Origin of the sequence: Bradyrhizobium lablabi, assembly GCF_900141755.1 — a bacterium.
Lineage (GTDB): Bacteria > Pseudomonadota > Alphaproteobacteria > Rhizobiales > Xanthobacteraceae > Bradyrhizobium > Bradyrhizobium lablabi_A.
Genome location: NZ_LT670844.1, coordinates 1,782,754 through 1,806,879, shown reverse-complemented (window position 1 = coordinate 1,806,879; position 24,126 = coordinate 1,782,754). Strand labels below are relative to the sequence as shown.

21 protein-coding genes are annotated in these 24,126 nt (G+C 62.3%); 13 read left to right on the top strand and 8 right to left on the bottom strand.

Going from position 1 to position 24,126, the window contains the following annotated elements:
- The first annotated feature begins 37 nt into the window (after positions 1-37).
- The 9 genes from B5526_RS08480 (at position 38) to B5526_RS08440 (ending at position 9,530) form a co-directional block, all read left to right on the top strand.
- The gene (locus B5526_RS08480) at positions 38-703 is read left to right on the top strand and encodes an HAD family hydrolase (RefSeq protein ID WP_079537802.1); all 666 of its coding nucleotides are present in this window, start codon (positions 38-40) and stop codon (positions 701-703) included.
- Positions 703-1,656: a sugar-binding transcriptional regulator gene (locus B5526_RS08475; RefSeq protein ID WP_079537801.1), complete on the top strand. Its 954-nt coding sequence runs from the start codon at positions 703-705 to the stop codon at positions 1,654-1,656. Before B5526_RS08480 ends, B5526_RS08475 begins: the two co-directional genes overlap by 1 nt.
- Before the next feature lie 192 nt (positions 1,657-1,848).
- The gene (locus tag B5526_RS08470) at positions 1,849-3,162 is read left to right on the top strand and encodes an ABC transporter substrate-binding protein (RefSeq protein WP_079537800.1); all 1,314 of its coding nucleotides are present in this window, start codon (positions 1,849-1,851) and stop codon (positions 3,160-3,162) included.
- 125 nt (positions 3,163-3,287) lie between these two features.
- Positions 3,288-4,160, top strand: coding sequence for a carbohydrate ABC transporter permease (locus tag B5526_RS08465; protein ID WP_079537799.1), 873 nt, complete (start codon positions 3,288-3,290; stop codon positions 4,158-4,160).
- A gap of 3 nt (positions 4,161-4,163) precedes the next feature.
- Entirely contained in the window at positions 4,164-4,994 is an 831-nt protein-coding gene (locus B5526_RS08460; RefSeq protein ID WP_079537798.1) for a carbohydrate ABC transporter permease, read from the top strand.
- A gap of 23 nt (positions 4,995-5,017) precedes the next feature.
- On the top strand, positions 5,018-6,022 hold the full coding sequence (locus B5526_RS08455; RefSeq protein WP_079537797.1) for an ABC transporter ATP-binding protein: 1,005 nt from the start codon (positions 5,018-5,020) through the stop codon (positions 6,020-6,022).
- Positions 6,023-6,063: 41 nt separating this feature from the next.
- Positions 6,064-6,837 carry an SDR family NAD(P)-dependent oxidoreductase gene (locus tag B5526_RS08450; protein ID WP_079537796.1) on the top strand — a complete coding sequence of 258 codons (774 nt, stop codon included), beginning with the start codon at positions 6,064-6,066 and terminating at the stop codon, positions 6,835-6,837.
- A gap of 42 nt (positions 6,838-6,879) precedes the next feature.
- On the top strand, positions 6,880-8,526 hold the full coding sequence (locus B5526_RS08445) for an FGGY-family carbohydrate kinase (RefSeq protein WP_079537795.1): 1,647 nt from the start codon (positions 6,880-6,882) through the stop codon (positions 8,524-8,526).
- A 26-nt stretch (positions 8,527-8,552) separates the two neighbouring features.
- On the top strand, positions 8,553-9,530 hold the full coding sequence (locus B5526_RS08440) for a carbohydrate kinase family protein (protein ID WP_079537794.1): 978 nt from the start codon (positions 8,553-8,555) through the stop codon (positions 9,528-9,530).
- A gap of 109 nt (positions 9,531-9,639) precedes the next feature.
- Here B5526_RS08440 and B5526_RS08435 read toward each other — a convergent pair whose 3' ends face one another.
- Positions 9,640-10,479 carry an alpha/beta fold hydrolase gene (locus B5526_RS08435; RefSeq protein ID WP_079544802.1) on the bottom strand — a complete coding sequence of 280 codons (840 nt, stop codon included), beginning with the start codon at positions 10,477-10,479 and terminating at the stop codon, positions 9,640-9,642.
- A gap of 141 nt (positions 10,480-10,620) precedes the next feature.
- Between B5526_RS08435 and B5526_RS08430 the strand changes: the two genes are divergently transcribed.
- Positions 10,621-11,658, top strand: coding sequence for a S1C family serine protease (locus B5526_RS08430; protein WP_079537793.1), 1,038 nt, complete (start codon positions 10,621-10,623; stop codon positions 11,656-11,658).
- Positions 11,659-11,790: 132 nt separating this feature from the next.
- Here B5526_RS08430 and B5526_RS08425 read toward each other — a convergent pair whose 3' ends face one another.
- The 7 genes from B5526_RS08425 to B5526_RS08395 form a co-directional block, all read right to left on the bottom strand.
- The gene (locus tag B5526_RS08425) at positions 11,791-12,765 is read right to left on the bottom strand and encodes a Bug family tripartite tricarboxylate transporter substrate binding protein (RefSeq protein WP_197688425.1); all 975 of its coding nucleotides are present in this window, start codon (positions 12,763-12,765) and stop codon (positions 11,791-11,793) included.
- Between the two features lie 42 nt (positions 12,766-12,807).
- A complete protein-coding gene (locus tag B5526_RS08420; RefSeq protein ID WP_079537791.1) occupies positions 12,808-13,950 on the bottom strand; it encodes an FAD-dependent monooxygenase in 1,143 nt (380 codons plus the stop codon).
- Positions 13,951-14,085: 135 nt separating this feature from the next.
- A complete protein-coding gene (locus B5526_RS08415) occupies positions 14,086-15,045 on the bottom strand; it encodes a sugar ABC transporter substrate-binding protein (protein ID WP_079537790.1) in 960 nt (319 codons plus the stop codon).
- A gap of 18 nt (positions 15,046-15,063) precedes the next feature.
- Positions 15,064-17,604, bottom strand: a complete 2,541-nt coding sequence (locus B5526_RS08410) for a branched-chain amino acid ABC transporter ATP-binding protein/permease (protein ID WP_079537789.1) — start codon at positions 17,602-17,604, stop codon at positions 15,064-15,066.
- Positions 17,601-18,476: a branched-chain amino acid ABC transporter permease gene (locus tag B5526_RS08405; protein WP_079537788.1), complete on the bottom strand. Its 876-nt coding sequence runs from the start codon at positions 18,474-18,476 to the stop codon at positions 17,601-17,603. Before B5526_RS08405 ends, B5526_RS08410 begins: the two co-directional genes overlap by 4 nt.
- Before the next feature lie 91 nt (positions 18,477-18,567).
- A complete protein-coding gene (locus tag B5526_RS08400) occupies positions 18,568-19,806 on the bottom strand; it encodes an ABC transporter substrate-binding protein (protein WP_079537787.1) in 1,239 nt (412 codons plus the stop codon).
- 181 nt (positions 19,807-19,987) lie between these two features.
- Positions 19,988-20,929 carry an IclR family transcriptional regulator gene (locus B5526_RS08395; protein WP_079537786.1) on the bottom strand — a complete coding sequence of 314 codons (942 nt, stop codon included), beginning with the start codon at positions 20,927-20,929 and terminating at the stop codon, positions 19,988-19,990.
- A 221-nt stretch (positions 20,930-21,150) separates the two neighbouring features.
- Between B5526_RS08395 and B5526_RS08390 the strand changes: the two genes are divergently transcribed.
- Genes B5526_RS08390 through B5526_RS08380 form a run of 3 tightly spaced genes read left to right on the top strand, consistent with a single transcriptional unit; the run spans position 21,151 to position 24,101 of the window.
- Complete coding sequence (locus tag B5526_RS08390; RefSeq protein ID WP_079537785.1) at positions 21,151-22,953, top strand: thiamine pyrophosphate-binding protein; 1,803 nt, start codon at positions 21,151-21,153, stop codon at positions 22,951-22,953.
- 48 nt (positions 22,954-23,001) lie between these two features.
- Entirely contained in the window at positions 23,002-23,703 is a 702-nt protein-coding gene (locus tag B5526_RS08385; RefSeq protein ID WP_079537784.1) for an SDR family oxidoreductase, read from the top strand.
- Positions 23,704-23,717: 14 nt separating this feature from the next.
- Positions 23,718-24,101, top strand: coding sequence for a cupin domain-containing protein (locus B5526_RS08380; protein ID WP_079537783.1), 384 nt, complete (start codon positions 23,718-23,720; stop codon positions 24,099-24,101).
- Positions 24,102-24,126: the final 25 nt, after the last annotated feature.

Sequence of the window (24,126 nt, the reverse complement as noted above, 5' to 3'; positions counted from 1 at the left end):
TCTGATCGGCGGGGGAATTGGGATATGGAACCCTGCGATGACCAAACCCGACCTCATCGTTTTCGACTGCGACGGCGTGCTGGTCGACAGCGAGATGCTGAGCTGCCGCTGCCTTTCGGAGGGCCTTAAGGGATACGGCATCGATCTTGATCCGGATCAGGCGCTCGACCTGTTCCTTGGACGAAGCGTGAGCGCGGTGTTCGATCACTATCAGGCGTCGGGACATGCGATCCCGGCGCAATTCTCGACGGAACTGAAAACGCTAGTTCGCGCGGCGTTCGAGACCGCGCTTTGCCCGATCGAAGGCGTAAGCTCCGTGCTGGAGGGTTTGGAAATTCCGCACTGCGTCGCCTCGTCCAGCGATTTCGATCGTGTCGCCTTCTCGCTGTCGTTGACCGGTCTCGCGCCGCATTTCGACAACAGGCTCTTTACCGCGCAGATGGTGGAGCGCGGCAAGCCGGCGCCCGATTTGTTTCTGTACGCCGCCGATAAGATGCAGACGGATCCGCGTCGCACGCTCGTGATCGAAGACAGTGTCAGCGGCGTCACCGCGGCCAAAGCGGCCGGCATGACGGTCTGGGGATTTGTCGGCGGCAGCCATTATCAGTCGCGCGACGGCAGGGCGCTGCTCTATAATGCGGGCGCAGATCGGGTCTTTGGGCGAATGGCTGATTTCTGGCCGAACCAATTGGGCGCGTTTTGATGACATTGTCGGACAGCGAAAAATCGCGTCTCGATGAAGCCGCCCGCGCCGGCTGGCTTTACTTCATCGCCGGTCACACCCAGGACGAAATTGCAAAACTGCTCAAGGTGTCGCGCGCCTCGGCGCAGCGCCTGGTTTCACTGTGCCTGGCCGAGCGCCTGATCACGTTCCGGCTCGAGCATCCGATCGCGGCCTGCATGGAGTTAGCCGCGCGGCTAAAGGACTTGTTCCATCTCGTCTATTGCGAGGTGGTGCCGACCGACCCGGCGGCGCCGCTTGGTGCCGCAGGCATCGCCGAGCGCGCCGCGAATATTCTGGAATCGACGCTCCGCAGCGAGACCCCGGTGATCGTCGCACTCGGCACCGGCAGAGCCGTGCGCGCGGCGGTCGAGCGCGTCTCGCCGATCGACTGCCCCAACCACCAGATCGTGTCGCTGGTCGGAAATATCTCGGCCGACGGCTCGGCGAGTTTTTTCGATACCGTCGGCCGGCTCGCGGATCGCACCAAGGCGCGGCACTATCCGATGCCGTTGCCGTTTCTGATGTCGTCCGAGCGCGAACGCGACCAGATGCTCCAGATCGATCCGATCGCGAGGGTGCGGGCCGTTGCCGCCAAGGCCGATTTGCGGTTGGTCGGAATAGGGCAGATGGATCAGGGCGCGCAGGTGCGCGTTGACGGTTTTGTCACACGCGAGGAGCTCTTGGAATTGATGCGGCTCGGCGCCGTCGGCGAACTGACCGGCTGGGCGTTCGACGCGGAGGGGGGCGTCATCAAGGGCGGAACAAACCTGCGCCTTACCAGCATTCCGCCGCAAGTGCCCGCCAAAACCCTGACCATCGGCGCGGCTGTCGGATCCGCCAAGGTTTCGGCGATCCGGGCGGCGCTGATGGGTCGCCTGATCAACGGCTTGATCACCGACGAGACCACCGCGGGCGCGATCCTGCAGCCGTAAGCCGATGACCCGGCGACGTTAGCATCCGACGGCCGCCAGGAACCGCGGCCGCCCGCGGCGGTTCTGGAGTCTTCCACCTGCCCAAACGGGCGTGCAGCCGGCGCATCTTGACCTTGACAAGGTTAATCCATGGTGTGAACATAATTGCAAGGCGTGGGCATATGCTCAACGCTAGGAAATAGGGAGGTTACCGTGAAACACGTCCTCGGCGCCCTCGTGGGCGCGGTTACCCTGTTGGGCTCGGCCCCCTCGATTGCACAGACAACCCTGACCATTGCCACTGTGAACAACAGCGACATGATCCGCATGCAGGGGTTGACCAACGAGTTCACCGCCAAAAACCCTGACATAACCGTAAAGTGGGTGACGCTCGAAGAGAACGTCCTGCGCCAGCGCGTCACCACCGATATCGCCACCAAGGGCGGTCAGTTCGACGTGCTCACGATCGGCACCTACGAGGTCCCGATCTGGGCCAAGAAGAACTGGCTCGTTCCGCTCGACAAGCTCGGATCCGATTACGACGTTGCCGATCTGCTTCCGAAGATCCGTGATGCGGTGTCGGTTGATGGCAAGCTCTTTGCCGCGCCGTTCTACGGCGAGAGTTCGATGGTGATGTATCGCACCGACCTGTTCCAGAAGGCCGGCCTGACCATGCCGGAAAAGCCGACCTGGGACTTTGTCATCGATGCGGCGAAGAAACTCACCGACAAATCCGCTGGCGTCTACGGCATCTGCCTGAGGGGCAAGGCGGGTTGGGGCGAGAACATGGCCTTCCTCACCGCGATGTCGAATTCCTTCGGCGCGCGCTGGTTCGACGAGAAATGGCAGCCGCAATTCGACAAGCCGGAGTGGAAGAAAACGCTGACGACTTACGTCGACCTGATGAAGGTCGCAGGCCCTCCGGGCGCAAGCTCGAACGGCTTCAATGAAAATCTGGCGCTGTTCAATTCCGGCAAATGCGGCATGTGGATCGATGCCACCGTTGCCGCCTCCATGGTGACCAATCCAAAGGACTCCAAGGTTGCCGACAAGGTCGGCTTTGCACTCGCCCCCAATACGGGGTTAGGAAAGAACGCCAATTGGCTATGGGCCTGGAATCTCGCGATCCCGGCGGGATCGAAGAAGGTCGAGGCGGCGGAGAAGTTTATCGCCTGGGCCACCAGCAAGGAATATACCCAGATCGTAGCCAAGAAGGAGGGATGGGCTAACGTGCCTCCGGGCACGCGAACCTCGCTCTATCAGAATCCTGAATATCTGAAGGTCGCGCCGTTCGCGAAGCTGACGCTGGCTTCGATCGATGCCGCTGATCCGAACAAGCCAACGGTTCAGCCGGTGCCTTACGTCGGTGTGCAATACGCGGCGATCCCTGAATTCCAGGGCATCGGCACCACCGTCGGCCAACAGTTCGCCGCGGCCCTCTCCGGCGCATCGACCGTCGATGCGGCGCTCGCTGCCGCGCAATCAGCGACCGAACGCGAAATGAAGCGCGCCGGTTATATCAAGTAGAGCGCGTCGACACTTGACGCTTGCGGCGATCCCCTCCCGACGCGCCGCAAAACTGACTGCCGCCCGGCCCGATACTGGCCGGACGGCAGCCTCATCGAGTTTCCCAAAAATAGCAGGAGGCGGCGATGGCGACCCAGCAGACCCAAGTTCTCGGAAGAGCCCTGCTGACGCCGGCCGTCGCGTTGCTGTTCATCTGGATGATCGTCCCCTTGGCGATGACGATCTACTTTTCGACGCTGCATTACAGCCTGCTCGATCCGGGCAGCGAGAGTTTTGTCGGGTTAGAGAATTTCAGATATTTTCTGACCGACCCCGCCTTCCTGACCTCGCTGCTAAACACGCTGGTGCTGGTTGGCTCGGTGCTGGCGATCACTATCTTGCTCGGCACGCCGCTGGCGCTGTTGCTCGACCAGCCGGTGATCGGGCGCAGCATCGTCCGCCTGATGGTGATTGCGCCGTTTTTCGTGATGCCGACCGTCAGCGCGCTGGTTTGGAAAAACCTGATGATGCATCCGGTCTCCGGGCTGTTTGCCTGGGCCGCAACGCGACTCGGCATGACGCCGATCGATTGGTTCACCGATGCGCCCTTGTTCGCGGTCATCCTGATCGTCGCCTGGGAATGGCTGCCGTTTGCGACCCTCATCCTGCTCACCGCGCTACAATCACAGGACGAGGAGCAGAAGGAGGCGGCCGAGATGGACGGCGCGGGCGCGCTTTCGAAGTTCATCTACCTCACTTTGCCGCACTTGGCGCGGCCGATCACGGTGGTGATTCTGATCGAAACGATCTTCCTCCTGACCGTGTTCGCCGAGATTTTCGTGACGACCGGCGGCGGCCCCGGATTGCAGACCACCAATATCGCGTTCCTGATCTATTCGCAGGCGCTGATTCAGTTTGACGTCGGAAACGCCTCTGCCGGCGGACTGGTCGCGGTCGTGATCGCCAATATCGTGGCGTTCTTCCTGGTGCGGATCATCGGACGGAACCTGGAGGCCTAGGCGATGGCACGCAAGGTAACTTCGAGACGCGTGTGGGTTTCCACGGCAGCGGCATGGTTCTTCGGATTCCTGATTTTCCTGCCGATCCTGTGGATGGTGCTGACGAGCTTCAAGACCGAGCTTGATGCATTTGCCATGCCGCCCAAATTTCTATTTTTCCATTGGACCACAGAGAACTACGCGACGGTGCAGGAGCGCAGCGACTACTTTCACCATGCGCTTAACTCCATCATCGTTGCCGGCGGATCGACGCTCATCGCCATGCTGATCGCGGTGCCGGCCGCCTGGTCGATGGCGTTTGCGCCGACCAAGCGGACCAAGGACATCTTGCTCTGGATGCTCTCGACCAAGATGATGCCGCCGGTCGGCGTGCTGGTTCCGATCTATCTGATCTATCGGGATTTTGGCTTGCTGGACACCCGCGCGGGACTCGTCTTCATCCTTTGCCTCGGCAATCTGCCGATCGTCGTCTGGATGCTCTTCACCTATTTCAAGGAAATCCCGAAGGATATCCTAGAGGCGGCGCGGATGGATGGCGCGACCATCGGACGCGAGCTCATCTATGTGCTGACGCCGATGGCCGTTCCTGGCCTTGCCTCGACACTTCTTCTCAACTTCATCCTGGCGTGGAACGAGGCATTCTGGACCCTGAACCTTTCGACATTGGACGCCGCGCCGCTCACGGTTTTTATCGCGTCCTATTCAAGTCCCGAAGGCCTGTTCTGGGCAAAACTGTCAGCGGCCTCGACGCTCGCCATTGCCCCGATCATCATTCTCGGATGGTTCACCCAGCGGCAGCTGGTCCGCGGGCTGACATTCGGCGCCGTCAAATAGATCAGCAAAAAGGGCGAGGGATCATGGGCCAGATAACGCTGCAGAGAGTTCGCAAGTCCTTTGGGCCGGTCAACATCATCAAGGATGCCAACCTCGATATTGACGACGGCTCGTTCGTCGTTTTCGTCGGGCCGTCCGGCTGCGGCAAGACCACGCTGTTGCGCCTGATCGCCGGACTTGAAGACGTCACCGGCGGACAGATCCTGATCGACGGCCGCAATGTGGTGGACGTGCCGCCGGCCAAGCGCGGCCTGTCGATGGTGTTTCAGTCCTATGCGCTCTATCCGCATATGAGTGTGCGCGGCAATATCGCGTTCGGCCTGAAGATGGCGGGACTGCCGCGCCCGGAGATCGACCGCAAGGTGGAGGCAGCCGCCGCCACGCTTAACCTTACGCCCTATCTTGACCGCAAACCGCGCGAACTTTCCGGCGGGCAGCGCCAGCGCGTCGCGATCGGTCGCGCCATCGTGCGCGAGCCCAAGGCGTTTCTGTTCGACGAGCCCTTGTCCAACCTGGACGCGGCGCTGCGCGTTCAGATGCGGCTGGAAGTGACAAAACTGCAGAAGCAGCTCGGCACCACCGCGATCTATGTCACCCACGACCAGGTCGAGGCGATGACGATGGCCGACAAGATCGTCGTGCTCAATGCCGGCCTCATCGAGCAATACGGCTCGCCGCTCGAGCTCTACGAGCACCCCGCCAATATTTTCGTCGCCGGCTTTATTGGCTCACCGAAGATGAATTTTGTGCCTGGAGAAGCGGCCGGCGAGCCCGGCGTCGCCACCCTCGGCGTTCGGCCGGAACATTTGAGAATCGGCAAAGAGGGTGAAGGCTGGCCCGGAACCATATCGGTCGCCGAGCATCTCGGCAGCGACACCTTCCTCTATGTCGATGCCGGCAAACTCGGCATGCTCACCGCGCGCTGCATCGGCGAATTCGATCTCAAGGCCGGCGACCGCGTCTGGCTCCTGCCGGATCCGGCCCGCCTGCACCGCTTCGACAAGGAGGGCGGGGTCATCCGGAAGTGAGCGGGGGCGAAGGGCAATCTGTAAACAGGAACGAAAAGAAGATGTATCTGGAAAAATTCAGACTTGGCGGCCGCGTTGCTCTCGTCACCGGCGCCGGGCAGGGGATCGGGCTCGCCTCCGCGGAGGCGCTCGGGGAAGCCGGTGCGAAGGTCATCATCGCCGACCGCGATCCGAAGGCGGCCGCAACCGCTTGCGACAGCCTCAAGGCGAAGGGGTACGACGCTGATATCGTCGTCATGGACGTGACGGATTCGGCGCGGGTTTCCGAGGTCGCCGATCAGCTCGTGGCGCAGCACGGCAAGGTCGATATCCTCGTCAACAATGCCGGCATTGCCCGAAGCGAGACGGCTGCCGAAACGGTGACCGACGAGCACTGGCTCAACGTCATCGACGTCAACCTCAACGGCACCTTCTGGTGCTGCCGCGCCTTCGGCAAGCACATGCTGGCAGCGAAGTCGGGTTCCATCGTCAATATCGGCTCAATGTCCGGCTTCATCGTCAACAAGCCCCAGGAGCAGAGCTATTACAACGCCTCCAAGGCCGCAGTGCACCATCTGACAAAATCGCTTGCCGCGGAGTGGGGCGCGCGCGGCGTCCGCGTCAATGCCGTGGCGCCCACTTACATCGCAACTCCCCTAAATGCATTCGTCAAGAACAGCCCGAAGATGTACGATGCCTGGATCGGTGGCACGCCGATGGCGCGGATGGGCGAGGTCGATGAAGTTGCCTCTGTCGTCCTGTTCCTTGCCTCTGACGCGGCAAGCTTGATGACCGGGAGCATCGTTCTGGTCGATGGAGGCTATACGTGCTGGTAGGCGCCACGTGTTAAGCTTGCGCGGACCTTGAGCGGGATAGGAATGAAGCAGGCCTTCATCGGTGTCGACGTCGGAACGTCGAGCGCGCGCGCCGGCGTGTTCGACGAGAAGGGAACCCTGCTCGCGACTGCCCGGCATCCGATCGCCATTTGGCATGAAGCAGGCAGCGTCGTCGAACAATCGTCGTCGGATATCTGGGCGGCCTGCGCCGCCTCGGTCCGTGCCGCGATGGCGGAAGCAGCCGTTCCACCTGCCGCCGTCAAGGGCATCGGCTTCGATGCGACCTGCTCGCTGGTGGTGCTTGACGCCGCCGCCGAGCCGCTGACGGTAAGTCCGTCGGGCGAGGCGCGGCGCAATGTCATCGTCTGGATGGACCATCGCGCAATCGCCGAGGCGCGCGAGATCAACGACACCCATGACCACGTCTTGCGCTATGTCGGCGGCTCGATCTCGCCCGAGATGGAGATTCCAAAACTGCTTTGGCTGAAGCGGCATTTGCCGTCGAGCTATCGCTCGGCGGGGCATTTCTTCGATCTCGCCGATTATCTGTCGTTCCGCGCCACCGGATCGACGCAGCGTTCGATCTGCACGCTGGCCTGCAAATGGAATTATCTTGCCCACGAACGGCGCTGGAGCGAGAGCTATTTTGTGCGCATCGGCCTTGGCGATCTCGCCGCGAACGATTACGCCAAGATCGGAAGAGAGATCGTCGCGCCGGGCACACTGCTCGGCACCGGCCTCTCGCCATCCGCCGCGCGCGATTTCGGTCTCGTGGAGGGTACGCCGGTCGGGGCGTCGCTGATCGATGCCCACGCTGGAGGTGTCGGCACGATTGGAGGGCGTGAGAAGGCGGGCGGTTCTGTCGATGTTTGCCGACGCCTCGCCTACATCATGGGGACCTCGGCCTGCATCATGGCGACGACATCCGAAGCGCGCTTCGTGCCGGGTGTCTGGGGTCCTTATTATTCGGGCATGGTTCCAGGCTTCTGGCTCAATGAAGGCGGCCAGTCGGCGGCAGGCGCGGCGATCGATCATCTGATCAAATCTCATCCGGCATACAACGAGGCGCTCGCGGCGGCGCATGCGGGTGGACAGGAAATCCTGGAATTTCTCGAGCGGCGCATCGTCTCGCGCGAAAAATCCTTGGGCGAGGCGGCGTTGTTGGCCCGCGATATCCACGTCATGCCCGAGTTTCTCGGCAACCGCTCGCCGTTCGCCGATCCGGATTCGCGGGCGGTCGTCGCTGGCCTCGATCTCGACGTCGACATCGCTTCGATGGAGCGATTGTTCGTGGCGGGATTGTGCGGCCTTGCCTATGGTCTCGCCGATGTGGTCGACGCCTTCCGCGCGCACGGGGTCGACAGCGACCTGATGGTGATCAGCGGCGGGGCGGGGCGAAGCGCGCTGGTCCGCCAGATCATGGCGGACACGACGGGTCTCACCGTTGCCGTTCCCGAAACCCAGGAACCGGTGCTGCTCGGAGCTGCGATGCTCGGTGCGGTTGCCGGCACCGCCTATGCATCGATCGGCGAGGCCATGGCTTCGATGTCGGCGATCGGCCGCTCGAGCGAACCCACGGCACCTGGCATGGCCGACTTCCACCGCTCGAAGCGCCGGGTTCACGGACTGATGCGAACATTGGACCGGGAAAGTCGCGATGCGATGCGCGGGATCAAGACCGATCACTGAGGCTGATTGCGGAAGATTGCAAGACCATGCTGCTAAGCTCTGGAGATGCCCTGGTCGACTTCCTGCCGGTCAAAGCCATGGACGGGCGCGACGCCGTCGTGCCGGTGGTCGGAGGTTCCTGCCTCAACATTGCCGTCGGCATGGCGCGTCTCGGCGCGCGGGCGGGATTTGTCGGCGGCATCTCGGCCGACATGTTCGGGCGCATGATAGCCGACCATGCCTCCGCCTCGCAGGTGGATCTGCGCTACGCCACACGCAGCGATCACCAGACGACGCTGGCGTTTGTGCGCAGCGTCGGCGGTGAACCGCAATACGCCTTTTATGATGAGGCGACGGCGTCGCGAAACTGGGCCTATCGGCGCGGCACCATCCCCTTCGACGAAATCGAAGCTATCCATGTCGGATCGACGACGCTCACCAACGACAAGGGCGCGGCCGAGGCGCTCGCCATGATCGAGGATGCCGGTGGATCGGTCACGATCTCCTTCGATCCGAATTGCCGGCCCAATCTGGTTCGCGACAAGGCGCGCTATGTCGATCAGATGAATGGCTTTGCCGCTAGGGCCGACATCGTTCGGATGTCGGATGTAGACTTCGAATATCTCTATGGCGCCAGCGACTGTGCGCCAAGGGCGCAGTCGATGGTCGCAGCGGGTACAAGTCTGGTCGTCGTCACCCGCGGCATCAAGGGCGCGCAGGCCTGGCATTGCGAGGCGGGCGCAGTTGAGGTCGAGGCGCCGACGGTAGCGGTCGTTGATACCATCGGCGCCGGTGACAGCTTTCAGGCCGCATTGCTGTTCGCCTTGCGGGCGATCGGACGGATCGGCAAGGATACGCTGGCGCGGATGAATTCCGACGAGCTTTTTCGCGCGCTGTCGTTTGCCGCAAGCTGCGCGGCCATCACCTGCGGTCGCGCCGGCGCCGATCCGCCGCAGCTGTCCGACGTCGGCGCGGAATTGTCCCGGCTCTTGCCGAATTCGCCTAAGCCGAACGGTAGCCCGTAGGGCGGATTAGCGTCAGCGTAATCCGCCATTTTTCCGCCACGACCACAGAAGCGGCGGGTTACGCTTCGCTAACCAGCCCTACCGAATCGGGCCCGAGCATTTCGACTCGTCAGCGATCGCCCAGAAAATGCAGCAGCGCCGCGTTGAAAAGCGCGGGGTCCTGCAAAAAGGCAAAATGGCTGGTGTTGGGCAGGATCAACAGGCCGGCGCCGGGGATGGCGGCGGCGATATATTCGGTGTGCGCGCGTTTGATGGCTTCGTCGTGGTCGCCGTCCACCACCAGCACCGATGAGCGGATTGATTGCAGTTGAGCATCCGTCCAGTTCGGTTCGGTCTCCCACATCTTGGTGATCTGCGCGACAAAAGCGTCATACTCTTTCGGCGTTGCCGACAGTTTCTCGTATTCATGTCCCGCACGTTCGATAAAGCGGGCAAAGGTTGGGTTCTTCTCCACGCCCTCCTGGACGCCTGAGGTGACGGTATTGGCGGCGAAAGCAAATACCTTGCCGACCCGGTCGGGATGACGGATGGCGAGATCAAGTCCCAGGATGGCGCCGTCGCTCCAGCCGACCACATCGGCCTTGGCGATGTGCAATGTGTCTAGCAGCGCGATCACATCATCAGCCATCAGGTCGTAGCCGTAGGGACGGGCGTCGCGCGTGCTCCGGCCATGGCCGCGGCTATCCACGACGATGACGGTGTGGTGCGGCGCGAGTGCCCTGACCTGGTTGCCCCAATATTCGGAGTTCGAGAGGCCGCCGTGCAGAAGGACGACGGGCGAACCATGCCCGATGGTGGCGTAGTAGAGGCTGATGCCGTTGACCTTGGCATGGCCGCTATGCTCTCCGGGCACGGGAGTGGGCGTCGGCGGAAGGGTTTGCCACAGCGGTTCGCTATTGGCGGCCTGGAACGGGAGAAACAGAAGGAAAGCGAGCAGGACGCGGCGCATGACGAACTCCGGCTTGGTCGGCGACACGGCAACGCTTTTGAAGTGCTCTTTCAAGCAGCAGTCAAGGCTCGGCAGCGCTCATTTTCTGGGACTTGCGAAGCCGTGACAGGGCCACCATTTGATTAACCCGAGGAATTCGCCATGTTGGATTTTACCAAGGATACCTTCGATGAGGGACCCTCATCGCAAGTCACCACACAAACCGCCGCCGCCGACCAGGCCCTGCTCGACGCTTATTCCAATGCCGTGATCGGCGTGACCGAACGCGTCGGGCCCGCGGTGGTCCGCGTTGAGACCGGCTCGACAGCGCCGGGCGCGCGCGGGCGGGGCGGCATGGGATCCGGAATAGTCATCTCGCCTGATGGATTGGTGCTGACCAACAGCCATGTGGTCGGATCATCAAAACAGATCAGGCTGCGCGACATCGAGGGCGTCGTCACCGATGCGCGCGTGCTCGGCGTCGATCCCGACACCGATCTGGCGCTGCTGCGCGCAGACGGCGTGCGGGATTTGCGCTATGCCTCGCTCGGCAATTCAAAAACCTTGCGCCGCGGCCAGCTCGTGGTCGCGATCGGCAATCCGCTCGGCTTCGAATCGACGGTGACCGCGGGCGTGGTGTCGGCGCTCGGCCGCTCGATCCGCTCGGTGAGCGGGCGGACCATCGAGGACGTGATCCAGACCGATGCGGCACTCAATCCCGGCAATTCCGGCGGGCCGCTGGTGTCGTCTTCGGCGGAAGTGATCGGCATCAACACCGCGATCATTTCTGGCGCGCAGGGCATTTGCTTTGCGGTCGCCAGCAACACCGCGCAGTTCGTGCTGTCCGAGATCATCCGCCACGGCTATGTCCGGCGCGCCTATATCGGCGTGTCCGGCCAGACCGCGCCGATCCCGCGACGGCACGCAGTGGTCGCCGGCGTCGAAAACAAGATGGGCGCGCTGCTCGCGCAAATCGAGCCGGACAGCCCGGCGGCGCGGGCCGGGCTATTGCCGGGCGACGTCGTGATCAGGCTCGACGGCGTCGAGGTCAACGGCGTCGATGATTTGATCCGCGCGCTCGATCGCGACCGCATCGACCGCACGCTCGAGATGGATGTGTTGCGGATCGGCCGGCTGCGGGCCATCGACATCCATCCGATCGAACGCAAACCCGCGGCGCGGCAGGGTGCCGCGCCGTAGGGGCCTTCATGGTTCGAGACGCGCGGCGCTGCCGCGCTCCTCACCATGAGGGTCTAAAGGACCTCATCCTGAGGAGCCGCGCGCTTGCGCGGCGTCTCGAAGGATCGCCGCGAGTCGGTCCCGGCACCTTCGTCACTCGACGCTGATGCCGCCGGCCTTGATCGGCACCACCCATTTTGCGATTTCGCTCTGCACGAACTTTGCCAGATATTCCGGCGTGGTGCGATCCTCGGAAACCAGGATCAGGCCGGCGGCTTCGAGCTTTTGCCGCAGCGCCGGCGTTTTCATGGCCTCAACCGTTGCCTGGTTGAGTTTGCGGACGATCGCCTCGGGCGTTCCCTTCGGCAGGAAAAACGCATTCCAGGTATAGGCGTCGACATCAAAGCCCTGCTCGATCGCGGTGGGGACGTTGGGCAGCACCGGCGATCGCGCCTTGGTCAGGATGGCGATCGCCTTCACCGTGCCGGCGTCGATCTGCGGTTTTGCGGTCGTGATGATATCGCAGAGATAATCGACCCGGCCGCTCATCAGATCCTGCATCGCCGGATTGGCGCCGCGGTAGGGAACGTGGACGACGTCAAGCCCGGCGACCATATTCACCAGCGCGCAGCCGAGATGGATCGCAGACCCAGTGCCGGCGGAACCGTATTGCATCTTTTCCTTGTTGGCCTTGGCGTAGGCGACGAATTCCTTCATGTCGTTGACCGGGAGATCCTTGCGCGCGATCAGTACCAGCGGCGCTTCGACCACGAGCGCCACCGGCGCAAAATCCGTCAGGGAATTATAGGCGGGAGTCTTGAACAGCGTCTGGTTCTGCGCCTGGGTGCCGACGGTGCCCTGCAGGAAAGTGTAACCGTCGGGCGGCGCTTTCGCGACCCGATCGGCGCCGCTCATGCCGCCGGCGCCGCCGATATTTTCAATCACGATCGATTGGCCCAGGATTTCGCCCATGCGCTGCGCGAACAGCCGCGCCACGACGTCGTTTGGTCCGCCGGCCGCGAACGGGTTGATCATGGTGAGCGGCCGCGTCGGCCAGTCCTCGGCGTGGGCGGCGCCGGCCAGCATCAACGACGCAGCGGCAGCAAGCGCGATAAGGGCTTTGCGCATCATTCCTCCCGAATCTTTCGCCGAGATTGCCCCGCTTCTAGACTACGCCGCTTCAAGTTCGGCAAGCGGTTCATTCCAGGCGTCGTAACCATAGACCCAGTCGGGATCGGTCCGGGTTTTGAGCCAGGTATTGGTGCGCGAGCTCAATTGAACGCGCGTGGTGCGGGGCTTGCGGGTTGCCTCGAAGCGGCGGAACGCGGTCTCGACGCCGTCACGACCGACACCCTTCAGGCAGCGCGACAGCACGGCGGCATCTTCGATCGCCATCGCCGCACCTTGCGCCATATAGGGTGTCATCGGATGGCAGGCGTCGCCCAACAGGGTGATATTGCCCTGGCTCCAACGCGACTGGGGATCGCGATCGAGCAGTGCCCATTTGTGAACCGACGGGCAGGCGCCCAGAACGTGGCGAACCTCGGGGTGGAAATCGGCGAAGTCCTTGCGCACCTCATTGACGTCTCCCAGCGCCGACCATGACTCGACCGTAAAATTCGGTTCGGGCTGGCTGGTAACGAAGTAGACCTCGCTGCGATCCGGCTTGACGTAATAGATCACGATATGACGATCCGGGCCCCACCATTTGGTGCAATCGCCGATTTGATAACCGTTCAGCAGCGCTGCCGGAAACACCGTGCGATAGGCAATCCGGCCGGTGAAGTTTGCTTCGTCCTTGCCGAACAATTGGTCGCTGACGAATGAATGAACCCCGTCGGACGCCACCACCGCGTCGGCCTCGGCCGAGTTTCCGTTCGCAAATGTTAACGTCACGCCACGGTCCGCGTGCTGCTCGATACCGACCATACGGTGGTCGAGATGAATGGCTTGTTCCGGCACGGCGCTTAAAAGCGCGGAATGAAGGTCGCCGCGATGGCCGAGCAGATAGGGCGCGCCATATCGTCCTTCCGCCGTCTCGCCGAAAATCATGTCGAAGCGGACTTCGCCGCTGTCGTATTCCCGGTTGTTCCAGGAGCGCGGATAAAACGCGCTCGCGCGCATCACCGGCTCGAGGCCGAGACCACGCAAGACTTTCATCGCATTGCAGCCGATCTGGATGCCGGCGCCGAGCCGGGTGAATTTCGAGGCCTGTTCGTAAACGTTGACGGCAATGCCGGCCCGGTGCAGCGCGGCCGCGGTCGCAAGCCCGCCCATGCCCGCTCCCACAATGGCGACGGAGAGTTTTGTCATTTTGTTCCCTCGCAAGCTCGGCGATTTCACCAGGCCATGGACCGGCGTTGATCGTCCGCAGCACTATCCAACGAGGCTGCTGTTATTCGCAACCGAATAATCCTTAAAACGAGCAGGCCGTGGCGAGGTTTTCCGTCACTTGACGATCTCGTTCCATTTCGGGCAGGACCGCTGATCGACCGGGACCAGCCATGCCTTGTAATTGGTCTTGTCAATGATCTCGGCCGGCAACATGATTTTTTCGGGCAGCGGCTCGCCCTTGAGATGGCGCAGCGCCGCGCGGGTCGCGGCGCAGCCGATCTTGAACATGTTGAAATCGGCTGAAGCCAGGATTGCGCCGGTTTCGATCAGTTTTACGGCCGGCAGGATGCCGTTGATGCCGATCACGATCGAAGTCCGGTTTGCCTCCTTCAGCGCCTCCAGCGCGCCGAGCGCCATGCCGTCATTGGCCGACAATACAGCATCGATCTGCGTGTGCCCGGCGAGGAATTTTTCCATCACGCGTTTGGCGTCGGGCTGCTGGTAGTTGCCGACGCCGGATTCCAGCACCTCGATATCAGGATATTCGGCGAAAGCGCGTTTATAGCCGCGCACCCGCTCGCGGTTGGTTGGCGCCGCCGGGGTGCCCTCGATGACGACGATCTTGCCCTTGCCGCCGAGATGCTCGAACAAATAGCGCGCTTCACGGTATCCGATCTCGAAATCGTCGGCGCCGACGAAAGTCACGAAGCTGCCGGGCAGCGGATTGGAGGCGAGCACGATCGGGATTTTTGCTTCGTTGAGCTTTTTCACTGAATCGATCATCGCAACGTCATCGACGGGAATGAACACGACGGCGTCAGGCCGGTCCTTCAGCGCCTGCTCGACCATGGCCTTCTGCTCGTCGACGTTATCCGGCTGCTTCGGGACATAATGGACGACCCGCGCGCCGGCCGCATGCGCGACCTGATCGGCGGCGATACGGAACGCCTCATAGGCCGGATTGGTCAGGTTCTTGGTGAAGACCGCGATGGTCATCTTCTCCTCCGCCGCCTTGGCGTGGCCGGCGGCCAGGACCGCTGAGCCGGCTACCAAAGCCGCAACCAAGTATCGCATGGTCGCCTCCTTAAGGGATCACAGCCACAGGATCTTTTTGCGATATTCGAGGTCAGTCAACAGCGGCGCCGCGGGGCCCTGGTAAAACACCGCGCCGCGCTCAAGCGCAAATACGCGGTCGGCCAGCGCCAGCACCAGATCGAGATTGTGCTCGACGATCACGATGGAAGTATGCCGGCGCAACAGATCGAACACCTTGAACAGTTCCAGGATCACGGCCGGCGCCAGGCCCTCGAACGGCTCGTCCAGAAGCAGCAATTTTACGTTACCCGACATGGCGCGCGCTACCGCCACCATCTGCTGCTCGCCGCCGGAGAGATAATCCGCCGCGACATCCATGCGCTCTCTCAGGCGCGGAAAATATTCCAGAATTAGTTCCTCGCTCCACACCACGCCGTTCTTGCCGTCGGTCTTGCGCGCGAGCCGCCCGAGCGAGAGATTTTCCCGCACCGTCATGCCCGCGAACAGGCCGCGCCCCTGCGGCACGTAGCCGATCCCCAACCGCGCGATATCCGGCGCCGGCAAACGCGAGATATCGCCTCCCTGATATTCGATCGTGCCGGATGCCAGCGGGACCAACCCGGCTAGTGTCTTCAATAGCGTGGACTTGCCGGCGCCGTTGCGTCCCAGCAATGCGACGATCTCGCCTTCGCGTACATCCAGCGTCGCGTCATGCAGGATATGGCTCTTGCCATAGAAGGTGTTGACGGCCTCAAATCGCAGGATTGGGGCGGCGTCGCGCCTGGCCTCATCGCTGCGGCTGTGCTCGACTTCGGGAATGCCGGTGCCGGTGTAGATCGCCTGCACGCGGAGATCTGCGCGCACGGCACTCGGACAACCCGTCATCAGCACTTCGCCCTGGTTCATCACGGTGACGTTTTGCGAGAAACCAAGCACACGATCGATGTCGTGCTCGACGATCAGGATCGGGATGTTCACGGCGACGTTCTTGATCAGGTTCGACACCCGTTCGCGCTCGGCCGCGGCAAGGCCCGCCAGCGGCTCGTCCAGCAGCAGCACCTGTGGCTTGGAGCCGAGCGCAATGCCCAAATCCACCAGCCGCTGTCCACCATAGGAGAGCTCGCCGCCTTCGATCGCCTCAATGCCTTCGAGGCCGAGGAATTTCAGCAGTTCCGCGGTTTGCGCGTGCACCTCCGGATAGCTGTCGATATCGCGCCAGATGTTGAATCGCCCGCTACTTTGCGCCTGCAACGACAAGCGTAAATTCTCGTAGATCGACAGGCCGCGGAACAGATTGGTGATTTGAAACGAGCGCGTGAGCCCGCGGTGGCAGATCAGTTCGGACGGCACGCCCTGAATTTCCCTGCCATTGAGGCGAACCGTTCCGCCATCGGCCGGATGCAGGCCCGATATCAGGTTGAACAGCGTGGTTTTTCCGGCGCCGTTCGGCCCGATCAAAGCATGGATTTCGCCGGCGCCGATTTCCAGGCTCGCATTGCTGACCGCGCGGATGCCGCCGAAATTCTTTGAGATGCCTTCGACTTGCAACACCGTCCCTTTGAGGCCTTCGGGTGCAAGGAAACCGGGCAGCGGCAGGCCGTCGTAGATCTTGCGTCGGCTCATGGCGGCGGATTCTTCCGGCGCCGGCCACCAGCGTCGGCTTATTGTGCCCCAGATGCCGACCAGGCCGCCCGGCGAATAGAGCACGAAGGCGACGAAGGTCAGTCCGAACCACAGCAGCCAATTCGGCGTCCAGATCGAAAACAATTCGCGGAACAGGATGAAGAACAGCGCGCCGAGCGCCGGCCCAAGCATGCTGCGCATGCCGCCGATCACCACCATCGCCAGCATCTCGCCGGAGAACGGCACCGACACCGCTTCGGCCGAAACCAGATAGGTTTGAAACGCCAGTAGCGCGCCGGCGAGCCCGGTCACGACAGCCGAGATCACGAACACGCCGAGCTTGTAGCGCTCGACCGGATAGCCCTGGAAGGTGGCCCGCAACTGGTTTTCGCGGATCGCCACCAGCACATGGCCGAACGGCGAGCGCACCAGGCGAATGAGCGCATAAAGCACGCCCAACCCGATCAGCGCGACGATGATGTAATAGGCGAGCGCATTGTCGAGACTAAACGGCCCGATGCTGCCGCGCTTCAGGCCGCCGAGGCCATCTTCGCCGCCGGTCACCTCGCTCCAGCGGAACGCGATGGTGTAGGTGAGGGCGGCGAGCGCCAATGTCAGCAGCGAGAAGTAGACGCCGCGGCGGCGCAGGATGATGACGCCGGCAGCCGCCGACATCACGGCGACGACGAGCATCGACAGCAGCAATGGCAGCCAGATCTCGCCGCCGAACCAGTGCAGCTGGATCAACCCCGCGGCATAGGCGCCGATGCCGAACCAGGCGCCGTGGCCGAACGATACCAATCCGGTGTAGCCGACGCAGAGATTGAGCCCCATGGCTGCAATCGCCAGCGCCACAACCATGGTTCCGGTGTTGAGCGAGAGGCCGAGCAGCGGCAACGCGAACGGCAGCGCGGCCAAAGCGAGGCCTGCCAACCATAGCGGCCGATATTTTTCGATCGGAGACGCTGCCATCATTCGAATTTCTCGATACGCTCGCCGAGCAGCCCGCGCGGGCGCACCAGCAACACCAAAAACATCAGCACATAGATCGAGGCTTCGCCGGCGGCGGGCAGAAAATGAATGGTGATGCCGCGCACCACGCCGACCAGAAGCGCGGCGATCACGACGCCCCAAAAGCTTCCCAGGCCCCCGATCACCACCACGACAAAGGCAACCGTGATGATCTCGGCCCCCATCGCCGGATGAACGATCGTGATCGGCGCAAAGAAGGCGCCGCCCATCGCCGCCATGCCGACGCCGAGCATCACGATCGCGGTCATGTAGGGCTGCAGCCGGATGCCGAGCGCTGCGACCATGTCCGGCCGCTGGATGCCGGCGCGCACCACGCGGCCGAACGAGGTCTTGTGCAGCAACAGCCAGACCCCGAGCAGCACGACCGCGACCACCGCGAGCAGCATCACGCGGTAACGCGAGAACAGGAAATCGCCGAGGATGATCGAGCCCCGAAACGCCGGCGGCATCGACGCGGACAAGGGCGCCGCGCCCCAGATGATGCGGATCGCCTGCTCGGCGACCATCGCGAGCCCAAACGTTACCAACAGGCTCAGGATCGGATCGGCCGTGTAGAAGCGGCGCAGGATGAATCGCTCAAAGAGGATGCCGAGCAGGGCGACTGCGAGCGGCGAAATCACGACCGCCGGCCCAAAGCCGAGATATTTGGTGAGTTCGACCGAGGCATAGGCGCCGAGCGCGTAAAACGCGCCATGCGCCAAATTGACCACGCCGCCGACGCTGAAGATCAGCGACAGCCCGAGCGCGATCAGCAGATAATAACCTCCGAGAACGAGGCCATTCACCACCTGTTCCAGCAAGAACCCGAACTGCATTCTCGCTCCAGGTTGTCCCTAACGACGGCCGCGCCGCACTGCGCTCTATTTGGTGCTCACCCGGCGCGTCAGCCGGGTGAGCTACGCGGGGTTACAACGAGCAGGGGTTCTGCTCTTTGGTCGGATTGATCACTTCGAGTGGCTCATTCGCGTTGGGAACGGCGGCTCCCAGCGCGATGAAATCCCATTTATCCTTGGCCTGGCCCTTCGGCTTGGGCGTGAACGTATAGGCCTCCTGCACCAATTGATGATCCCACGACCGGAAATAGGCTTTTCGCGCCTTGAGGACATCGAACTGGGTTTCTTTTTCGAAGTAACCGATCAGCTTATCGGTGTCGGTGGATTTGGTCTCGTTCATGGCCTGCGCCATCATCTTGAACGAGACGTATTCGATCCAGGCGTGGTTCTCCGGCGGCTTGCCGTTCTTTTTGGTGAACTTCTCGACGAAGCTCTTCGATGAGGGAACGTCGAGGGTGTGATACCAGACCGTCGGCCAGGTCCCGGCGAGGTTGCCTTCGCCCGCCGCCCAGGCGTCCGCGGTGTTGAGATTGAAGCCGACGATCGGATAGGGCAGGTCGAACTCGGCATATTGCTTGATCAGCGTCGTCACCTGATTACCGGCGAGGTTCGAGCAGACTACGTCGGGTTTTGCCTGACGAATTTTCAAGAGATAAGGGCTGAAGTCGGTGACGTCGGTCGCGATCAGTTCGTCGCCGATCAGATTGCCCTGGTTGGCGCCGAAGAAGCGCTTGGCCGCATTGAGCAGATCATGGCCGAAAATATAGTCGGCCGTCAGCGTGAAGAATTTTTTGTCTTTTACCATGTTGTCGCGCAACAAGGCCTTGCCGACCGTGTTGACCATCACCGTGTTCGGGATGTCGACGTGGAACGTGAATTTGTTGCAGTTCTTGCCGCGCAGCGCGTCGGAACGGGCGCCGACCTGCATGAACAGTTTCTTGTTGCGGTCGGCCACCTGCATGATGGTGAGCGCGGAAGCCGAATTGATTTCGCCGATCAGCACCGGCACGCCATCCTGCTCCAGCATGCGCTGCGCTTTGGTGGCGGCGGTGGCGGGATTGACCGAATCTTCCGAAATCACTTCGAGCTGGCGGCCCATGATGCCGCCGGCCTGGTTGATTTCTTCCTCGGCCATCCGCATGCCGAGCGTGGCATAGGCGCCGAGCGCGCCGAGAAAACCGGTCAGGGGCGTCAGATGACCAATTTTTATTTTCTCCGTCTGGCCACTGACGATGGACGGAAATCCGAGTGCTGAAGCGCCGGCGAAGGCGGCGCTCGCCTTCAACAGAGTTCGTCGGCTGTAGCGGGTCATCGTTTACTCTCCTCCCAGGGGATTACGGATCGCGATGTCCCCCTTCGATTCCGGCATATGCGAGAATGTGAGAGACGTTTTTCTATTGTTGGATGATATTTCAGGACGCGGTCGCCGCTGTCAACGCCAAATGCGCTGACCCCGCTTCGTCCCTTAGGCGGATTTGCCGCCCGGCTGCCGTTTAAGAGGATTTGATGACGCTTTTGGCGCCAAATTCCGCGGACAGGCGGTTGGCGGCAAGCCGCACTATTCGAGCGTGGTTCTGCAGCGCCTGGTTGGACAATCGCCAGATCGGGCCGGAAATGCCGAGCGCGCCGATGACCTGCCCGGTGAAATCCATCACCGGCACCGCGATGCAACGCACTTCCGGATTGAACTCGCCGTCGTCGAAGGCAATGCCAGTGCGTTTGATCTCGGCGATTTCGCCTAACAGCACCGGGACCTCGGTGATCGATTTCTTGGTTGCCGGTTTCATCTCGACGCGCTCGAGGAAACGGTTCAATTGATCGGGGCGAAGCGAGGCGAGGATGATCTTGCCCAGCGCCGTGCAATGCGCCGGCCGCACCACGCCGACGCGGTCGGTCAGTTGAAACGCGCCGGGGCCGCTGGTACGCGCGATCACGACCACCGAATCGCCCATACGCACGGCAAAATGGCCACTTTCGCCGGTTTCCCGCGACAGATCCTCGAGCACCGGCGTTGCGACATTGACCATTTCGATCTCGTCGAGCGCGCTGGCGGCGAGCGCAAACAGCGGCCGGCCGATGCGGTAGCGCTTGGAATCCTTTTCCTGGCGCAGATAGCCGAGCGACACCAGCGTCTTGGCGAGGTGGAACGTGGTGGAATTGTGCAAGCCAACCAGCTTGCTTAAGTCCGCAAGCCCGATGCCTTCGCGATGCCGCGCGACTTCTTCCAGGATCGCAAAGGCGCGGCCGAGTGACTGGACGCCGACCCGCTGCCGGTCGTCGGCATCATCGTCGATATCGCGCTGCGGCGGTTGCACCAGTCTGGCGATCGCGGCCTTGCGCAGGCTTCCCGGCTTCTCGGCGGTCTTGGCGCTGGCCTTCTCACTCGCCTTGTCGTTAGCCTTCTCACTTGCCTTGGGTTTGGTGCGCGGTCTCACAGGCTTTGAGCCTCCAGGGAAGGGTTGCCGAACTGTATCAGGCGATCAGGGAAATTGAACAGCGCCACGATGATGCCCGCCGATGCATTTTTGAGCATACCACAATATAAATTGACGTACAGTATTATGGGAAATAGGGTCGCGCGCCTGGACAAGGGTCGGCGGCGAGGCACGCTCGGCCGAATTTTTACGAAGTCGTCGAACGGTTAGGGAGTGATCCGATGTCGCCGCGCAATGCGCTCAATGGGGCTCAAGTCATCGTCGACTATCTGATCCAGGAAAAAGTGCCGCAGGTGTTCGGCCTCTGCGGCCATGGCAATATCCAGTTCATCGACGCGCTGTTTGAGCGTTCCGACGAGCTCAAGACCATCTCGGTGCACCACGAGAGCGTCGCCGGCTTCATGGCAGACGTCTATTACCGGGTTTCGGGACGGCCGACCGCGACTTTCACCTCCTGTGGGCCGGGCTCGGCGAACCTGCCGATTTCGCTCGGCAACGCGTTCCTCGACTCGGTGCCGTTCCTGGCAGTGACCGGCAATGTGCCGACCAGCCAGTTCAACCGCGGCGCATTTCAGGAACTTTATCGGCACTATCAGGCCGACTTTCCGTCCACTGTGCGCTCCTATTGCAAGAAGGTGTTCCAGCCGACGCGGGGCGAGATGGTGCCGCTCGCGGTGCGGCAAGCCTGGAAGACCATGACCACGGGCCGCCCGGGCCCGGTGGTATTGGATGTTCCCTTCGACGTCTTCATGGAATCGGCCGCCGAGGAAGCGCCGAACGCGAAAGCCTGGAACGGCAACATCTCGAGCCGCTGCGGCGCCGATCCCGAAGGTGTGGTGAAAGCGGTCGACATGTTGCTCGGCGCCGAGCGGCCGGTGATTCTTGTCGGTCAGGGCGTGCGCTATGGCGGCGCTGCGGAGGAGTTACTGAGGCTCGCCGAACGCTTACAGATACCGGTGGCGGCGTCCGCGTCGGGCCTCGGCGCGATCGACTGCAATCATCCACTGGCGCTCGGTCTCGTCGCGCGCGCCGGTCACTACCAGGCCAATCACGCGACGCGCCAGGCCGACGTGCTGCTGGCGCTCGGCGTGCGCTTCGACGATCGCACCTCGAGTTCGTGGATCCCGGGCTATTCCTTCACCATTCCGCCGACAAGGCTCATTCATGTCGATATCGACCCCGAGGAAATCGGCCGCAATTATCCGGTCGCGCTCGGCCTGATGGCCGACGTGCGTACCTTCCTGCGGCAGCTTCACGGCGAACTGGATCGCCGCACTGAGCTGACAAAACGCGCCGACGCGCGCAAGAAATGGCTGGCGCAGATCGATATCTATCGGAAAGAGTGGGACAAGTTCGTCGCGCCCGGCTTTTCCGATGACACCACGCCGATCAACCCGCAGCGCGCCGCGCTCGAAATCGACAAGGCGCTTCCGGAGAATGCGATCCTGGTCAGCGACATCGGCGTGCACCACAATTGGCTGTTGAGCTTCTGCAAGCCGAAGCGGCCGGACTCGCTGATCGGCTCGATGGGCTTTGGCCCGATGGGATTTGGGGTTGCCGGCGTGATGGGCGCGAAATTCGCCGCCCCCGATCGGCCCTGCGTGTCGGTATGCGGCGACGGCGCCTTCTTCATGCATGCCAACGTGCTGGGCACGGCAGTCGAATATAATCTGCCGGTGGTCTGGGTGGTCTGGAACAATTACGCCTATGCCTCGATCCGCGGCCTGCAGCGCGGTTACCTCGGCGGCCGCGAGCTCGCCACCGACTTCCACGATCCCGTGAGCGGCGAGCGCTACAATCCGGATTTTGCCGCGATGGCGCGCTCCTGCGGCGTCGAGGGCGTGCGGGTCGATCGCGCCGGCGATCTGGGCGAGGCCATCCGCAAGGGTATCGCCGCCAACAAGCCCTATTTGATCGACGTCGATATCGCAGCCGATATCAATCCAAGCGGCGCCGGCGTCTGGGAGCTTCCGGGGTTAGGGCGAAGCAAACCGGGAATTGGGACCCAGTTCGAACCGACTTGATTGTGTCGTTTGCTCCGGCAAGAAATTCGAGATCAAAAGGAAAGCAAGATGCTTGCAGGCAAGAAAGTCGTGGTCGTCGGAGGCTCATCGGGCATCGGTCTTTCGACTGCCGAACTCGCGACGCGTGAAGGCGCCGAGGTCATCATCGCCTCTCGCAACGCCGACCGCCTCAATGCGGCCGCGAGCACTCTGGGTGCGAAAGCGATGCCGACTGACGTGACGAATGATGAAAGCGTCGAAAACCTGTTTCGCAACTGCGGTCCGGTCGATCACGTCGTGGTCACCGCAGCCCAACTTCGCACCGGTCCGTTCAAGACGGTCGCGATGGAAGACGTGCGTGCGACGATGGAAGGCAAATTCTGGGGGGCCTGGCGGGTGGCGCGATCGGCGGAAATCCGTCCCGGCGGATCGCTGACATTGGTCACCGGCTACCTCAGCATTCGGCCGCGGCCCAACTCCGCGATTATCAGCGTTGCCAACGGCGCGCTTGAGTCGCTGACGCGGGCGCTGGCGCTGGAGCTCGCCCCGGTGCGCTGCAACGCGGTGTCGCCGGGGATCATCGACACGCCGATCCGCGCGGCGATGCCGGAAGCCGCGCGCCGCGACATGCTTGCGAAGACCGCGGCCAGCCTGCCGGTCGGCCGCGTCGGCGTCGGCGAAGACATCGCCCGCCAGATCCTCGCCTTCATGACCATCGGCTTTGCGACGGGATCGATCGTCTATCTCGATGGCGGCGGGCTCGTTACCTGAAGGGAGCAATGACAATGGCTTCAGAGCAGAGCGGCGCCTTCATCCGCAATATCGCCGAGGTGCCCTGGCGCGAATTCCCCAATCATTTTGGCGGCGCACTCTCAAAACCCCTGGTGATGCCGGAGACGGCGGGCTCGCGTCATCTCGATTACCGGATTTCGATGTATCAGCCGATGGCGCATGTCGCCCGCCACAAGCATCAGGTGCAGGAGCAGATCTACCACGTGCTCGAAGGCGAGGGGCTGATGGAGATCGCCGGAAAGAATCATGTCGTGCGCAAGCACGACTTTATCTTTTTGCCGCCCGGGGTGGAGCACGCGATCTCGAATTCGGGTCTGGTCGATCTGGTGTTTCTGGTTATCACCTCGCCGGTGACGGACGACGGCAAGATCGTCTGAGCCGGCTGCACTCTTAACCGCGCGG

What these genes read in the sequence shown, in the direction of transcription:
- B5526_RS08480 (WP_079537802.1), top strand. Translation starts at nt 38, where the DNA reads ATGACCAAACCCGACCTCATCGTTTTCGACTGCGACGGCGTGCTGGTC.
- B5526_RS08475 (WP_079537801.1), top strand. Translation starts at nt 703, where the DNA reads ATGACATTGTCGGACAGCGAAAAATCGCGTCTCGATGAAGCCGCCCGC.
- B5526_RS08465 (WP_079537799.1), top strand. Translation starts at nt 3,288, where the DNA reads ATGGCGACCCAGCAGACCCAAGTTCTCGGAAGAGCCCTGCTGACGCCG.
- B5526_RS08460 (WP_079537798.1), top strand. Translation starts at nt 4,164, where the DNA reads ATGGCACGCAAGGTAACTTCGAGACGCGTGTGGGTTTCCACGGCAGCG.
- B5526_RS08455 (WP_079537797.1), top strand. Translation starts at nt 5,018, where the DNA reads ATGGGCCAGATAACGCTGCAGAGAGTTCGCAAGTCCTTTGGGCCGGTC.
- B5526_RS08450 (WP_079537796.1), top strand. Translation starts at nt 6,064, where the DNA reads ATGTATCTGGAAAAATTCAGACTTGGCGGCCGCGTTGCTCTCGTCACC.
- B5526_RS08445 (WP_079537795.1), top strand. Translation starts at nt 6,880, where the DNA reads ATGAAGCAGGCCTTCATCGGTGTCGACGTCGGAACGTCGAGCGCGCGC.
- B5526_RS08440 (WP_079537794.1), top strand. Translation starts at nt 8,553, where the DNA reads ATGCTGCTAAGCTCTGGAGATGCCCTGGTCGACTTCCTGCCGGTCAAA.
- B5526_RS08435 (WP_079544802.1), bottom strand. Translation starts at nt 10,479, where the DNA reads ATGCGCCGCGTCCTGCTCGCTTTCCTTCTGTTTCTCCCGTTCCAGGCC.
- B5526_RS08430 (WP_079537793.1), top strand. Translation starts at nt 10,621, where the DNA reads ATGTTGGATTTTACCAAGGATACCTTCGATGAGGGACCCTCATCGCAA.
- B5526_RS08425 (WP_197688425.1), bottom strand. Translation starts at nt 12,765, where the DNA reads ATGCGCAAAGCCCTTATCGCGCTTGCTGCCGCTGCGTCGTTGATGCTG.
- B5526_RS08420 (WP_079537791.1), bottom strand. Translation starts at nt 13,950, where the DNA reads ATGACAAAACTCTCCGTCGCCATTGTGGGAGCGGGCATGGGCGGGCTT.
- B5526_RS08415 (WP_079537790.1), bottom strand. Translation starts at nt 15,045, where the DNA reads ATGCGATACTTGGTTGCGGCTTTGGTAGCCGGCTCAGCGGTCCTGGCC.
- B5526_RS08410 (WP_079537789.1), bottom strand. Translation starts at nt 17,604, where the DNA reads ATGATGGCAGCGTCTCCGATCGAAAAATATCGGCCGCTATGGTTGGCA.
- B5526_RS08405 (WP_079537788.1), bottom strand. Translation starts at nt 18,476, where the DNA reads ATGCAGTTCGGGTTCTTGCTGGAACAGGTGGTGAATGGCCTCGTTCTC.
- B5526_RS08400 (WP_079537787.1), bottom strand. Translation starts at nt 19,806, where the DNA reads ATGACCCGCTACAGCCGACGAACTCTGTTGAAGGCGAGCGCCGCCTTC.
- B5526_RS08390 (WP_079537785.1), top strand. Translation starts at nt 21,151, where the DNA reads ATGTCGCCGCGCAATGCGCTCAATGGGGCTCAAGTCATCGTCGACTAT.
- B5526_RS08385 (WP_079537784.1), top strand. Translation starts at nt 23,002, where the DNA reads ATGCTTGCAGGCAAGAAAGTCGTGGTCGTCGGAGGCTCATCGGGCATC.
- B5526_RS08380 (WP_079537783.1), top strand. Translation starts at nt 23,718, where the DNA reads ATGGCTTCAGAGCAGAGCGGCGCCTTCATCCGCAATATCGCCGAGGTG.